Consider the following 14,589-nt stretch of genomic DNA (forward strand, 5'->3'; position numbering starts at 1 on the left):
GCCGCGATCCTCGGCGAGCGCCCGCACTTGCTTCATGAACTCGTAGCCGTCTCGCGTCGGGAGGCCGATGTCGCTCACCACCACGTCCGGCCGCTCGGCCTGAAGTACCTCCATCCCCTCGGCTGCGGTCGCGGCGGTAAAGACGACGGCGTTGCAATCCTCCAACAGCCGCCTCACCAGCGTCCGCGCGTCCGGCTCGTCGTCCACGACCAGCACCTTCACGCCCGCGATGTCGGCGCACATGTCGGTCAGCAATGCCTGCGCTTCCCCCCCGGCCTTGGGATGGCGGCGATCGGGTTCGGGTTGCGACTCGGGGTGGATCACGGCCAACGGCAGCGAGACGATGAAGGTCGCGCCCTGTCCCTCGCCTGCGCTCTTGGCGCGGACCGAGCCGCCATGCAGTTCGACGAGTTGCTTGGCGATGCTGAGGCCGAGGCCCAGCCCGCCGTGCCGCCGGGTGGTGGAGGCGTCGGCCTGCCGGAAGCGGTCGAACACGTGCGGTAGGAACTCTGGTGCGATTCCCTCGCCCGTGTCGGCAACGCTCACCTCGAGGTGCGAGTTCACGCGTTCGAACACCACCTGCACGCGCCCGCCCCTCGGCGTGAACTTCACTGCGTTGGTCAACAGGTTCCAGAAGACCTGTTGCAGCCGGGCCGGGTCGCCGTTGACTGGCCCGGCCAGCGGGTCGAGGACCGCCTGAACCCGAATCCCCTTGGCGTCTGCCGCTGGCGTGGCCGACTCCACGGCCGCGCGGAGGATCGGTTCCAGCGAGAGGCGCTGAACGTCGAGCCGCACCTTGCCGCTGATGATGCGGCTCATGTCCAGCAGGTCTTCGATGATCTGCGCCTGCGCCCGCGCGTTCCGCTCGATCACGCCGATGCCCTGCGCCATATCCTCGGTCGATGCCGACGGCCGCTTGACGATCTGCGACCACCCGAGGATCGCGTTGAGCGGCGTGCGAAGCTCGTGGCTGAGCGTGGCCAGAAACTCATCCTTCATCCGACCGGCCCGCTCTGCCTCGGTGCGCGCCGCCCGTTCAGCTTCGAGCAACCGGTCGCGGTCCGCCTCGGCCCGTTTGCGGTCGGTGATGTCCACGCTGGCCGCGATGACCCCGCTCGGTTGACCGTCGCGGTCCTTCATCAGCGAGACGCTGTTGCTGACCCAGACCTCCGACCCGTCCGGCCGGACGTACCGCTTCTCGATCACGAACGGTTTCCCGTCGCCGACGGCCGTCTGCAACAGTCCGAGGTTCCGAGACAGGTCGTCCGGGTGCGTGATGTCCTGCATGCGCAGGTCGAGCAGTTCCGCGTGGGAGCGGCCGACAATCTGGGCGTACCGGTCGTTGGCGAGTACGAAGCGGCCCGTCAGGTCCGCCTGCGCGATCCCCGCCTCGGTTTGCTCGAACACCGCGCGCAGCCGCTGCTCGCTCTCCCGCAGCGCCGCCTCGTCCCTGAGGGCGTCGGTCACGTCCCGAATTTCGATCACGGTGGAGACCGGTCGGCCGTCCCGGAAGATCGGGCTGGCCGCGACGAGGACCGGGAACGCGCTGCCATCCTTACGGAAGAATAAGTCCTCGTGCGCCCGCACGTCGAAGTTCTCCGGCAGCGCCCGGTCAATGGGGCACTCGTGCATCGGGTAGGGTCGCCCGTCCGGGTAGTGATGATGTACGAGGTCGTGCAGCGGCCTCGATCCGATCTTCTCGGCCGAGTACCCGGTCATGTCGAGCCACGACTTGTTCGCGTAGGTGCAGTACCCACGCTCGTTCATCATCGCCAAGCCTTGCGTCGAGTTCTCGGCGATGGTGCGGACGAGTTCCTCGCTCGAACGCAGGGCACCCTGTGCCCGCCTCTGCGCGGTCACGTCGTGCAGGGTCAGCACGGCCAGCACGACCTGCCCGTGGTCGTCCAGCACCGGACTTCCGCTATAGCTGATCACGCGCTGAAGTTCAGCGTCCAGCCGTCGAACGCCGACTTCGTAACCTAAGAAAGTCTCCCCGCGTAGCACCCGTGACATCGGCCACTCCCTGAGCGGCACGACCCGGCCATCGTCTGAGGTGAGTTCCAAGACCTCCGGGAAGTCATTCAAGTGCTTGCGAACTTCATCTAGGCTGGCGTAGCCGTGCATTTCCAACGCGGCCGCGTTCCATTCGGGGAGGTTTCCCGCCGCGTCTGCGACCACGACCCCATCGGCCATACATCCGACCACGGCCTGCCATCGGGAAAGGGCCGCTTCGGTGGCCTCGGTCGCGTGCCGTAGTGCCGCCTCCGCTCGCTTCCGCTCCGTCAGATCACGCAGTTGTCCCCGGAACAGTTGGACGCCGTCGACGCTGACCGGGCTGATCGTCAACTCGACCGGGAACTCGTCGCCGCTCTTTCGTATTGCTGTCAGTTCGATTCGCCTGCCGAGGATCGGCCCCTCGCCTCTTGCGAGGTAGCGGGCGAGTCCATTGCGGTGTGCCTCGCGAAGCGCGGGCGGGATGATCAACCTAGCCATCTCCTGCCCTACGGCCTCGGCGTGCGAGTACCCGAATGTTTGCTCTGCGGCGGCGTTCCACGCCGTGACTCGCCCCGCGTGATCCATGCCGACGATGCAGTCGAGGGACGCTTCGAACATCGCCGCGAAACGGGCCTCGCTCTGTCGAACCGCCGCCTCTGCTTCCTCACGGGCCGCAGACTCTCGCGACTGTGCAACGAGCGCCCGCCGAAGTTCCAGTTGGCTCATCACCTGTCGTGCCAGTGCTCGAAGCGCTTCCTGTTGGCTATCGGTCAGGTCACGCGGCCGGTGGTCCAGCACGCATAGCGTGCCCAGCGCGTGCCCATCCCCTGTTTTGAGTAACGCCCCCGCGTAAAAGCGCAGGTACGGCTCTCCGACAACGAGCGGGTTGTTCTTGAACCGCTCGTCCTCCTGTGTGTCGGGGACGATGAGCAATTCGCGTTCGAGGATGGCATGGGCGCAGATGGACGCGTCGAGCGGCGTCTCGCGCACCCCGAGGCCCAACTCGCTCTTGAACCACTGCCGGTCCCGGTCGATGAAGTTGATCACCGCGACCGGCGTCTGGCAGACGTGGGCGACCAACCGCACTAGGTCGTCAAAGGCCTGCTCGCCCGGCGTGTCGAGGATGCCGTATCCGCGCAACGCCTCGAGGCGGTGCTCGTCAGTGCATGCGGGGGTGAAGGGGTGTTCGGAAGGTAAGGACAGGAGGATCTCCGCACAAGGTATCTACCTGGCGGACACTATCGCCTCCGCAAGGCAGGTCTACCTAGCCATCTAATCGAGGGCAACGATAACGATATAGACGATATCTTCGACCATCTGGTGACTCCACAGGATGATCCTCTCGCGGCACCCGATCCCGCAACGGCTAAAGTACTTGTGGATTGTTGCTTCTAAAGAGCCCAGGCGGACGCTGCAGCTCTCTACGTCATGTAGAGCGAGCGCACCGCTTAATAGTAAGCGCAGCATGTGACCTCATGGCCCAAAGGGGGTACGTCCGGCGTGTCTCGTTCCCCGCCTTCCCTTGCCGCCAACTCCAACCACCTCACCAGCCCTCGAACCACGAGCACTTACCTGCCGGCGTTTGGTGGATGGGCGGGTTGTCTAGTAGCACAGCCTCCCGCGGCCGAACTCGCTCGATAATCCGCGCCGCCGTCTTGCCACCAGAAACAGCTGAAGTCGGCCAGCACGCCCAGCACGCTCGCCGGCGCGGTGCCGGTGCCGAGCGACCCGTCCAGCGCGTGCGTGCCGTTGTTGCCCACGACCGTGTAGCTGCCGCTGCGGTACGATTTATTCCAACTTCTCCCGCCCCTTCCTCCCGCCAACCCGGTAGGTAACCGGTAGGGGACCTCACGTTGGTCCCACCAACCCGTTGCCAGGCAGCCCACCGGTCCCAGCAGGGAAGGTCGTTGCGGGCATCACCTCCTTTATAGGAGTCCCGATGTCGTACCTCGACCCGACCGACCCGTCCGCCATGACCGTGGAAGACCGCCTCCGCGAGGTGGCCGCGATCCTCGCCCGCGGCGTGCTGCGCCTGTACCGCCGTGGTGCGCTCGGCCCGGAAGACCACTCAAATCCCGGCCCGTCTTTCCACTCGGAATCAGCCCAGGATCGACTTGATGTGTCGGCCCGGATGCAGCACATGGGACACCACAGTTAACGCACCCAGAGCAAAGGAGATAGGCATGAGCATCAACGCGAACGCCGAGCTGGCCAAGCCAACGCAGATGAGCCCTGCGCAGCTACGGCAGAAGTACGTCGACGTGTTCGGCGAGCCATCTAGGTCGGGCAACAAGGACTTCATAGTCAAGCGCATCAGCTGGCGGGTTGGCTGGGTTCGGCCGGCGTTATCCGCGCGGCAGGCGTGCGGGGAAGTCGGCCTTCAGGCCGATGCGGTTCACGTCGATCGGCTTGAAGCCCAGCTCCAACGCCGGCGAGTTCGGTCGCAGGCGGTAGTCGTGGATCTCCGGGTCGACGAACAGCGGGTCGGCCACGACGCTGTGGCGCTCGTAGCCGCGCGGCATCGCCCGCCATTGGTCCCACGACAGCCGCCGGCCACCGATGCGGAAGACCGGCGCGTCGCCGCTGGTGTCCCAGATCAGGTTGTGGTCCGACTCGATGATGCGGTCAGGGTCCCAGCGCTCGTCGATCGGGGCGATAACGGCCTTGGCCTCAGCGCGCTCGGCGGCGGTCCCGGTGAAGTAGAAGATGTTGCGCCGATAACGGTGGTGGCTCGTGCGCTCGCCGGCCATCGCCAGCGAGCCGATGCCGTAAACGATCGGCGGGCGGGCGACGAGGACGTTGTTGTCGATCGTCACGTCGACGCCCTTGGCGAAGACGCACCACAGTCCGCCGCCGTTGCCACGAACGTTGTAGACGATGTTGTTGGTGACGGTGAAGCCGTGCGACGCGTCGTCGAGGTAGATCGCCTGCTGGGTATCCCACTCGGGCGTGCCGGTGTCGTGGATCAGGTTGTGATCGTAGACGTTGCCGCGACCGGGGCCCCAGGACTCCATGGCGCCGGTGTCCTGGCTCTCGAGGTTGACGTGGTGGATGTGGTTGAACGCGATCAGGTTGTCGCGCGAGTGGTTGCGGCTGGCGCGCTGGTCAAGATCTTCAATCGCCGGGTCGCCCGCCGGCAGGTGTCCGCCGTGCGTGCCCTTGATCGACGTGCCGTAGCGCGGCAAATCGTGGATGTGGTTGTGCAGGACCTTGTTTCGTCCGCTCCAGGTGATCTCGACGCCATAGCCCGGCCCCTCGGCGTAACCGCAGCGGCGGATGTGGTTGTTCTCGACGACGTGACCGTGGTTGACGTCGGGCGTGTCGTACCCGAGGCCCGCGAGGCGCACGCCATGACCACCGTGGTCCTCGATCAGGTTGCCGTAGATCGTGACGCGCTGGGCCGCCCCCTCGGCGTGCACGCCGTTACCGTGCGCCACCGCGAGGCGGCTGAACCGCACCGAGCAGTCGGCGGCGTTGCTGAAGTAGACCAGGTCCCCGTTGGCCCCGACTAGGTCGAGGCCGCGGAAGTGCACGTTGCGGATCGTCTCGCCGTCGTCGGCGGCGAGGCGCAGCAGGTTCGCGGCAGTGGTCGCGATGATCTCGCGCGACGCCACATCACCATCACCATCGCCACCGCGCGGCCAGACGTACGCCCGGCCACGGCTGTGGGCGATCTGGCACTGGCCCGGGCGGGTGAGGAAGGCCAGCACGTTGCGCAGGTAATACTGATCGCCGCCACCACCGCGCAGCGTGTAATCGCGATCGTCGCCGAGGGCGAAGGTGCGCATCTGCGGGTCGATCGAGACGATCCGCTTGTCGAAGCTGAACCACGGGTGGCCCGGCCAGACGAGCACCGTGGCGTCGGTTAGGTCCCAACCGCTCGTGTCGAGGTCACCGGCGCGGTAGTGGAACGCCGTGTGAGATCGGTCGGGAGCCCCGGCGGTCTTGAGGTAGCCCTAGGCCGGAAAGCGCGCGACCCCCAGCGGCGCGCCGTTCTCGATCAACCGCCGTGGCGCGATGCCGTCGGGCAGCGGACACCACGAGATCTCACCCGCGTGCGGCCGCCAGTCGGTCAGCCGAACCCCGCCCACCAGTCGGGCGACCTCGCCGTCGAACGAGGCCCACGTGATCGAATGCTCGGCCGTGCCCGAGTCGAGCTGCGTCAGGCTCAGGCCCTGCGGCAGCGCGTAGGTGCCGCCGCGCAGCAGCACCTTCACGTCGTCCTCGAGCCCACCGGCCACCAGGCCACGTACTGCGTCGCGGGCGCGCTGCAGGGAATGGAACGGGCGCTCGGCGGTGCCTGCATCTGCATCATGGCCATCGGGCGAGATCACAAAGGTCGTCGTGGCGATCGTGGTGGTTGCGGTCATGGTCATGAGCATCAACAGAGTGGCCGCGAACGGCAGCGAGTGGGGGCGCGACATCGATGCTCCATCGAACGTGCCGTGTCACCTGATCGATGCGACAGGCAATCCAGCCAGCCAGCGGAGGCATGGCCCGGTGAGACCACGGGTACCCAGTTCTATCAATCACGATCGCCCCCATGTGACCAGCACGGGTGCCATGGCTCGCGGGCGCTTGACTGTCGATGTCTCGATTGCTCGTCGAGCCGTGCCGTGCGCGAGCGCGACGCTCGCGAGTCAGTCGTTCGTTTGGACCGTCCACATGCCACCGGGCGACCAGCCCTCGTCGAGGTGGTAGATGCCCCACCAGGCCCGGGTGGGGTGGCAGGTTTCCACGTCCGTGAGGGTCTCGACGTGACCGTCGGCGAACAGGTAGTTCCACCGGCCGGCGTACCCTTGCGAGGCCCCGCCCCCGCTGGCGAGCCGCGTGGACGCCTTGCCATGCGGGTAGTCGCGGAGCATCGCGAACGAGTTCGCCTGACGCTGGAACGCCGGGCGGTTGGTGATGTGGCTATAGCCTTGGCCGAGGAAGTTCTGTTCCTGGGGGCGTTCGACGAGGAGCAGCGCCTGCGACGAATTGCGGACGCGGGCGAACTTCACCAGCCCGCCGCCAGGGTTGCCCGTGCTGACGACGCCGCTGCCCGACACGTAGGCCCAGATGCCGGTCCCGGACGTCGGTCCGAACGGGTCACCGGCAGAGGGGTAGGCGTGATACGTCATCGCGTACGAGCGGGGCCCAGCACTGCCGGCCGGACCCCGCCGTGTCGGAAACGGGTCGACCGGGCAGAGCCAGATCTTCGCCTGCAGGTCCGCGTGGGCGTCGCCTGCCTTCTTGCCACCAATGTAGGGGTCGATCAGGCGGTCGAAGGTGAAAGTTGGCCGGTTCTGAGCGACGTCGTTGTCATACTGGATGGACGCGGGCACGATCTGGTCACCGTTGGCGTTCGCGTACATGCGCATGGCCAGCCCGACCTGCCGCATGTTCGATGCGCAGGTAACGCGGTACGCCGTCTGGCGGGCCTTGTTCAGGCTCGGCAGCAAAATGCTGATCAGCAGGGCGATGATGCCGATGACCACGAGCAGTTCGACGAGAGTAAAGGCATTGCGGCGTCGCATGATGTGAATCCTTCCAATAGATCCTTCGAAAACTGACCACCCGGCCCCGGTCGGCCGTGTCTGGGAGCCTCGGGACCGGGGGCCCGTGAAACTCGGGGCGACTTAGGTCCCGCGGCGGCGACGAAGGGCGGTCAGGCCAGCCAGACCGAGCAGGCCGAGCGTCGCGGGCTCGGGCACGGCCGTCACGCTCACGCTGTTGAAGAACTGGTCGTTCGAGGCTGAGTCACCGTAACCGGCGTTGTTGTTGAACAGGGTGAACCCGGTCAGGTCCCCAGCGCCAGCCAACGTGCCGCTCTGCGTGAAGGTCGATGGCGTGCCGCCCGCCAGGCGGGTGATCGTGGTGCTGTAGGTATCGGTCCCGGTGAGCGTGAACGCGATGTTCAATCCATCCAGGGTATAGGCGAGCCCGGCGCTCGTCCCATTGACCCCGTAAGTGCCACCGCCGTTAAATGGAATGTGAAGCGGCTGCCGGTGTCCGACACGAGACTGACACCGACGGCCGAGCCTCCGTTGATGTAACCGTTGTCAAAATTGATGGAGAAGGTCTGACCGACGCCCAGGGCCCCACCCGAAAAGCTTCGGTTCGCCGCGGTGTTTCCACCGTTGTCCGAGGCGATGCCCCAACTGCGACCCGTGGTCGTGCTTGGGGTGTCGATGTCCGTGTTCAATGCGCTGGGAGATTGATTCCCGTTATCGCCGGGCTTGCCGGTGAAGATGAACCCTTGGCCAACAATGCTCCGAGTGAACGACCAGGGGCCAAAGCCCGTGCCGCCGTTGGAGCCGGTGGTCCAGCCCCCGTTGTAAGCGGCGTCGGAGGCATTGTCGGCGGCGATCATGGCGGCGTTGGCCGAACCGATGCTGACGAGACCGATAACGGCAGCGACCATCGAGTGCTTCTGCAACATTCCGTTCCTCCAATTGCTATTCGCTATGAACGACTCAGCCTTGGCCGGCGCGACGCCTTCCAAGTCGCTCGTCGTGCCTACTTTGCCGCCGGACGGAAGAACAATACATCAGGCAGACATTCGATCAGCGGCAATAATTATTTCCTTTCGCGACTGTTCGCCCTCCCGAGGCGGTTCGGGTGCTGCTCGCCGCGGCTGCGTGGGGCCCTGGTCAGAAGTATGGGGCGGCAAAACGGACCAGCAGAGAAGGGACGCCGACCCGCTGCTGGGCACGGCGCGGTGCGGGGGCCATTGACCGCGACAGCGCTGCGGGCACGGCCCGCCTTGACGAAGCGGAAACCGCGAACGTGCGCCACGTGAGAAAGGGTAACCTTCAAGGTGCTGACTGAGCGCATGGACTACCTGAAACCGGTCGACCACGCTACGGCGTCGTGATGCTTGGAACGTAACCCGCGCCCACGCGCGGCGCACGGTGAAAATTCTTTCGTCCAGCGACACGGGCAAGGGGTCGCCAGCACGCGGCGCGGGCTGATCGCACCATCGATCCGATTGGGTTTAAGCCGCCGGTGGATTTTGAGAATCCCCCAAAATCAGACGGTATGGAGCGAAATATCTGCGGAAGCTCGCTTCCGGTGACTGTGAGCGGCAGCCTGTCATCGTCACGCGAACGCGTGACTGCCATCGCTTCGCCGCGCCATATCCTTCGGCACGGCACGAGTTCAACAAGCGATTGTGAAACAAGTATGAAGGGCCCAAGGGCGGACGCGCAAACCACCCGACGTGCGTGCGCTCCGTGCCGAACTGCGCGGCGAACGATCTCCTCCGCGGCGCGCCGTCCCTGGTCGGCGCGTGCCGGTCACCCGATAACGAGGCATCATGAATCACCCTCTGACAGCGGCCGCACTCGTCGCGATGATCCTGTCCACCGGTCTGTTCCCTCTTGCGCCGCACGCGCGCGCCGCCGAGCAGGTCGCCGACCACGACTTCTCAGACGCGCCCGTCGGCGGAAAGCCCGAAGGATGGAGCGTTCCGAACTTCATGACGCCGGGGAAGTCGCAGGTCGTCGGCGGCGAGAACCCGTTCGTGCGCTTCCGCAACGGCGAGGTGACCCAGGTGGTCGCCATGGAGCGCACCGTCGCGCTGCCGCCCGGCACAACGTTCGTCATCCTCTCGCTGAAGATGCGCACCGAAGGCGTGCGGCTCGGCAGCGAGGGCTGGCACGAGCCGCGCGTCTCGATGCGCTGGTTGAACGATGCCGGCGAGCAGGTGGGCGGCTACCCGCAGATGCCCAACCAACGCGCCGATGGCGGTTGGACGACCAAGACGGTCGAGATGGACGTGCCCGCCGGCGCGACAAAACTGAACCTCCAGCCGGGCCTGTGGCTGTGCGCCGGCACGCTCGACATCGACGATTTATCCGTGCAGGCCTTCCCCAGCCGGGCCGACCAACTGCGCAGCAAGATCAAGGCCTACTTGCCCGACTTCGCGATCGGCTCATTCGATACCATCGGTGCATCGGGCGGTCCGGAGGGCTGGGAGGTTGGCGCGGGCATCACGACGGTGTCGGCCGCGGATTCGCTGCAACAGCGCGTCGACCAGCACCCGGAGAACAACCGGCCGGGCAAGCCCGGGGCGCCAACGGGCCGCGTGCTGGCCATCTCGAGCGAGAAGGGGGACAACGATCTGCGCGCCCGCGCGCAGTTCGCGGTCGACCCCGCGTGGCAGGAGGTGCGCGTCGAGCTGGAGATGAAGGCAGAGCGCCTGATCCTCGGCCCGGAGGTGCGCTCACCGTCGCCCACGAAGTGGCGCCAGGCGGGGGCGCTCGTGACGTTCCTCGATGCCAGCGGCAAGGAGATGACCGACGGCGCCGGGCTGTGGGTGATGCACCATCGCGACTGGACCGAGTTCGCCGTCGAGGCGGGCGTGCCGGCGGGCGCGATCGTCTGCCGGATCGAGCTCGGCACCTGGTGGGCGGGCGGGCGCATCTACTACGACGACGTGCGCGTGACCCCGATCACCGAGGCGCGCGTCGCCGACGCGGCGCTGTCGCCCGAGCACGCGGCTCTGTTCGCGCAGAAGCCGGTGAAGGAGATCACCCCGCAGCGGGCGGAGATCGACCTGAACGGGCTGTGGATGTTCGTGCCCGCCGCCGGCGCGACGCTGAAGGAGCCCAAGGGGTTCGGGTACATCAAGGTGCCGGGCGCGTGGAACCGGGATGACGCGATAGCCGCGCGCGGCGTGGGCCGGGGCTGGCTGATGTTCAAGGGAGACGAGGTCGGCCAGGCGTGGTACGAACGGCCGATCACCGTCCCGGCAAGCTGGAAGGACCGGGCGGTCGTGCTGGACCTGGACCGCGTGAGCACCGATGCCGTCGTCTACTTGGACGGTCAGGAACTTGGCCAGGTGCAGTGGCCTGCCGGGCAGGTCGACTTGACACCCGCGGTGAAACCGGGGGTCGAGCAGACGCTGCGCGTGCGCGTGCTGGCGGTGGACGACAAGACGGAAGTCGTCTCGTACATGGGCTACCTGAACGAGCCCAAGGGCAAGGCGCAGCTGGACAACCGCGGCATCATCGGCCGCGGGTTGAAGCTGATCGGCCGACCCAAGGGTGGGCACGTCGCCGACGTCTACGTGCGCCCGAGCACGCGGCAGCAGAAGGTCGACGTCGACGTGGAACTGGCCGGCGTCACCAGGGCCGGCGAGGTGAAAATCGTCGCGGAGATGCACGACGAGCAGGGCAAGGTCGAGAAGACCTTCAACGCGACCGCGAGCGTGACGGCCGAGGCTGAACAGAAGGTGACCGTGTCGTGGCCGTGGACCGACGCGCGGCTGTGGGACTACCGCCAGCCCAACCGGTATACGATGCGCCTTTTCGTCGCGGGCGACGCGCTGACCGACGCGGTCGTTCAGCCCTTCGGCTTCCGCGAGTTCTGGATCGACGGGCGCGACTTCTACCTGAACGGCACGCCTTACAACTTGCGGCCGAACAACTTGCAGTACGGCGCCAAGCCGTCCGGCATCGTCAAGGAGGGGTACAACTTCGCCGAGCTGTGGCCCGACGACCGCGGTCGCCGCGGCACCGATCTGGAGTACGACGACGCCTGCATCACGGAGGCCGACCGCATCGGCTTCCCGATCGCCGCCAAGCTCGTCCACCTGGGCGACTGGGCGTCGGACATCAAAAAGTGGGAGAAGCCCGAGGCCCGGGCCGACTACGAGCGCCTGATGGCCCACTCGGTCCGCCGGTGGCGCAACAGCCCGGGCGTGGTGATGTGGGCGCACAGCGCCAACGTCTTCCAGTGGACCGGTGACGGTGAGCCGCGCCTGCTCGGGCAGCGCAACGTCAGTAACGCGCAGGAGCTGGAGCGCCGGCGCGACAACGTGTGGGAAGCGATCGCGATGGCCAAGACCGTCGACCCCATCCGCCCGATCTACGCCCACCACGGCGCCGACGCCGGCGAGGTCTACACGAGCAACTTCTACCTGAACTTCATCCCGCTGCAGGAGCGCGAGGAGTGGATGGCGCACTGGGCGCGGCACGGCCAGATGCCGTTCATCGCAATCGAGTTCGGTACGCCGCTCTACGCGAGCCTGATGCGCGACGAGGACGGCTACACCGCCCAGGGCCATTCCGAACCGAGCCTGACCGAGTGGATGGCCGTCTACCAGGGCCACGACGCCTACCGCGACGAGGCCGACGACTACCAAAAGATCTTCACTGAGCGGTACAAGGGCAGCGCCAACCACCGCAATGAGTATCAGCCGCACATCCGTCACGGGCGGTACGAGCACATTCTGACGCACAACAAGTCGTTCCGTGCGTTCCAGAACCTGTTCTACCGCAACACGTGGCGCAGCTGGCGCACGATGGGCGTGAGCGGCATGGGCATCCCCTGGCACCAGACCGACCCGGCGATGTTCCCCGAGCTCCCCGCCAACAACGGCGACACGCTCGCCTGGATCGCCGGGCCCGCCGGCGACACCGGTGCCGACACGCCCACCGATCCCGCGGTGCCGAACTTCACGCGCAAGGACCATCACTTCGCGCCCGGGCAGGCCGTTCAGAAGCATGTCGTGCTGATCAACGATGCCCGCGTCTCGCAGAAGTACAGCGCGACGTGGAGCGTGAAGATTGGTGATGCGGCCGTCACCGATGGCACCAAAGACGGCGAGCTGGCCGTCGGCCAGAAGCTGTTCCTGCCCGTCGACTTCACGGTGCCGCAGATCGCTGGCGACCGCGCCGACGGCACGATCGCGCTCACGAGCAAGATCGGCGAACACGCGCACACCGATGCCTTCCCGTTCACCGTCTTCGCGCCGCCCGCCAAGGCGCAGGGTCGGCTGGCGGTGTGGGACCCGGCCGGTGACACAACGAAGCTGCTCGCGTCGCTCGGGTACGCGGTGACGCCCTGGACCGACGGCCAACCGACCGAGGCGGTGGCGGTCATCGGGTGCAAGGCGCTCTCCGACCGCCACGTGCCGCCGGGCGACCCTGCGACATTTGTGAAGGCGGGCGGGCGGTTGATCGTCTTCGGGCAGGAGAACGACTGGACGCGCCTGTCGCTGCAACTGCGCACGGCCCCGCACGTCAGCCGACGCGCCTTCGCGGTGACCGCGGACCACCCCGTGCTGACCGGCCTGTCGAACGACAACCTGCGCGACTGGGCCGGCGAGGGGACGCTGGTGGCGGCCTACCCGCACCGGCCGGGGGCCGAGTGGCTCAGCGCCTACGGCTGGCGCTGGGGCAACCGCGGCAGCGTGAGCAGCACGCCGATCGAGAAGCCGCACCGCAGCAGCTTCCGGCCGATCATCGAGAGCGAGTTCGACCTCGCCTACTCGCCGCTGATGGAGATGGACTTCGGCAAGGGCCGCGTCACGCTCTGCAGGCTGGACCTCGAAGGACGCGCCAACGGTGACGATCCCGCCGCGATGAAGCTGGCGGCGCAGATGATGAAGCACGTGGTGAGCGGGCCCATTGCACCGAAGGTGGACGAAATCGTCTACGTCGGTGGCGAGCGGGGCGCGAAGGTGCTGGACGATCTGGGCATCGCGTACCGCAAGGCCGACGCCATCGATTCAGCCGCGAAGCTGGTGGTGGTCGGTGAAGGCGCCGACGCCGCCAACCTGACCGATTACGTGAAGCAGGGGGGCAAGGCGCTCGTGCTGGCCCGCGATGCCGGTGCCGCGCTCGCGGGTCTCACGATTGAGACGAAGGCCAACTTTCAGGGCTCCCACAACGTGCCCACTTGGCCCGAGGCAGCCGGGCTGAGTCCGTCCGACTTGCACTGGAAGACCAAGTTTGATGGCCGGGGTGCTGACCGGTGGCGACGGCGTCGAGATCGCCGCCGACGGCATGCTCGGTCGCTTGATCGGCGCTGACGGTGGCGTGGCGATCTTCGCGCAGGTTGACCCGACCTACCTGCCCGCCGACGCCAAGCATTACTTCCGCTTCAGCCGCTGGCGGCAGACGCGGGCGCTGTCGCAGTTGCTAGCCAACTTGGGCGCCACGTTCAGGCAGGACGCCGCCTTCATGGCGCTGCTGCAGCGCCCCGAGCAGGGGTACATGCTCGCCGGCGAGTGGGACGCGCGCAAGACGGTCTCGCTAAAGGAAAGCCTGTACCGCCAGTGGCACTCGGTTCAACCGGTCAGCGACGGCGCCAGGCAGTTGATCGCCCGCGGCGCCGAATCGACCGAGGGCTGGCAGAAGGTCTCGGTCCCCGCCTACCTCGAAAGCTACGGCCACGAGTGGAAGTGGACCGACGGCGAGACGCTGTTCCGCAAGGTGATCGACGTCCCCGCCTACATGGCCGGGCGCGACATGTTCCTGTCGGTGGGCCGGGTCGACGAGACGGAGGAGACGTTCGTGAACGGCATTAGCATTGGCTCAAGCAAGAGCTGGCTCTTCCCGCGCGGCCGCCGGGTGCCGGGCGCGCTGATCAAGCCGGGCAAGAACGTGATCGTCGTCCGCAACTGGGACGAATGCATCCACGGCGGCATGTGTGGCGCCGCCAACGCCATCTTCCTGCGCAGCGCCGCGCCGGACGCCGGCTTTTACCACCCGGACTACCTGTCCGATCAGGTCGATGAGTCCACGACCGAGGAGGGCTGGAAGGCCAGCTACGAACGCTGGTTCATCGCCGACAACCCGTACCGTTACACGCGTTGGTAAA

At 66.7% G+C, this 14,589-nt stretch carries 10 protein-coding genes; 3 read left to right on the forward strand and 7 right to left on the reverse strand.

What is annotated here, in order from left to right:
* Positions 1-3,135 (reverse strand): PAS domain S-box protein (locus tag VGN72_15200; GenBank protein ID HEV7300711.1); only part of this gene is annotated, 3,135 nt, incomplete at its 3' end.
* A 428-nt stretch (positions 3,136-3,563) separates the two neighbouring features.
* Positions 3,564-3,818, reverse strand: a complete 255-nt coding sequence (locus VGN72_15205) for a hypothetical protein (GenBank protein ID HEV7300712.1) — start codon at positions 3,816-3,818, stop codon at positions 3,564-3,566.
* Positions 3,819-3,934: 116 nt separating this feature from the next.
* On the opposite strand from VGN72_15205, the gene VGN72_15210 reads away from it, so the two are divergent.
* Positions 3,935-4,153, forward strand: coding sequence for a hypothetical protein (locus VGN72_15210; GenBank protein ID HEV7300713.1), 219 nt, complete (start codon positions 3,935-3,937; stop codon positions 4,151-4,153).
* A 187-nt stretch (positions 4,154-4,340) separates the two neighbouring features.
* Here VGN72_15210 and VGN72_15215 read toward each other — a convergent pair whose 3' ends face one another.
* The 5 genes from VGN72_15215 to VGN72_15235 all read right to left on the reverse strand — a co-directional run bounded on the left by VGN72_15215 (position 4,341) and on the right by VGN72_15235 (position 8,419).
* Positions 4,341-5,849 (reverse strand): right-handed parallel beta-helix repeat-containing protein, encoded by a 1,509-nt coding sequence (locus VGN72_15215; GenBank protein HEV7300714.1) that lies wholly within the window; start codon positions 5,847-5,849, stop codon positions 4,341-4,343.
* 102 nt (positions 5,850-5,951) lie between these two features.
* Positions 5,952-6,419: a hypothetical protein gene (locus tag VGN72_15220; protein ID HEV7300715.1), complete on the reverse strand. Its 468-nt coding sequence runs from the start codon at positions 6,417-6,419 to the stop codon at positions 5,952-5,954.
* Between the two features lie 216 nt (positions 6,420-6,635).
* Positions 6,636-7,514, reverse strand: coding sequence for a prepilin-type N-terminal cleavage/methylation domain-containing protein (locus tag VGN72_15225; GenBank protein HEV7300716.1), 879 nt, complete (start codon positions 7,512-7,514; stop codon positions 6,636-6,638).
* A gap of 102 nt (positions 7,515-7,616) precedes the next feature.
* Positions 7,617-7,898, reverse strand: coding sequence for a PEP-CTERM sorting domain-containing protein (locus tag VGN72_15230; GenBank protein ID HEV7300717.1), 282 nt, complete (start codon positions 7,896-7,898; stop codon positions 7,617-7,619).
* The gene (locus VGN72_15235) at positions 7,895-8,419 is read right to left on the reverse strand and encodes a hypothetical protein (protein ID HEV7300718.1); all 525 of its coding nucleotides are present in this window, start codon (positions 8,417-8,419) and stop codon (positions 7,895-7,897) included. Before VGN72_15235 ends, VGN72_15230 begins: the two co-directional genes overlap by 4 nt.
* Before the next feature lie 876 nt (positions 8,420-9,295).
* On the opposite strand from VGN72_15235, the gene VGN72_15240 reads away from it, so the two are divergent.
* Positions 9,296-13,798 carry a hypothetical protein gene (locus VGN72_15240; GenBank protein HEV7300719.1) on the forward strand — a complete coding sequence of 1,501 codons (4,503 nt, stop codon included), beginning with the start codon at positions 9,296-9,298 and terminating at the stop codon, positions 13,796-13,798.
* The gene (locus VGN72_15245; protein ID HEV7300720.1) at positions 13,722-14,588 is read left to right on the forward strand and encodes a hypothetical protein; all 867 of its coding nucleotides are present in this window, start codon (positions 13,722-13,724) and stop codon (positions 14,586-14,588) included. Before VGN72_15240 ends, VGN72_15245 begins: the two co-directional genes overlap by 77 nt.
* Position 14,589: the final 1 nt, after the last annotated feature.

It is taken from the genome of Tepidisphaeraceae bacterium (assembly GCA_035998445.1).
GTDB lineage: Bacteria > Planctomycetota > Phycisphaerae > Tepidisphaerales > Tepidisphaeraceae > DASYHQ01.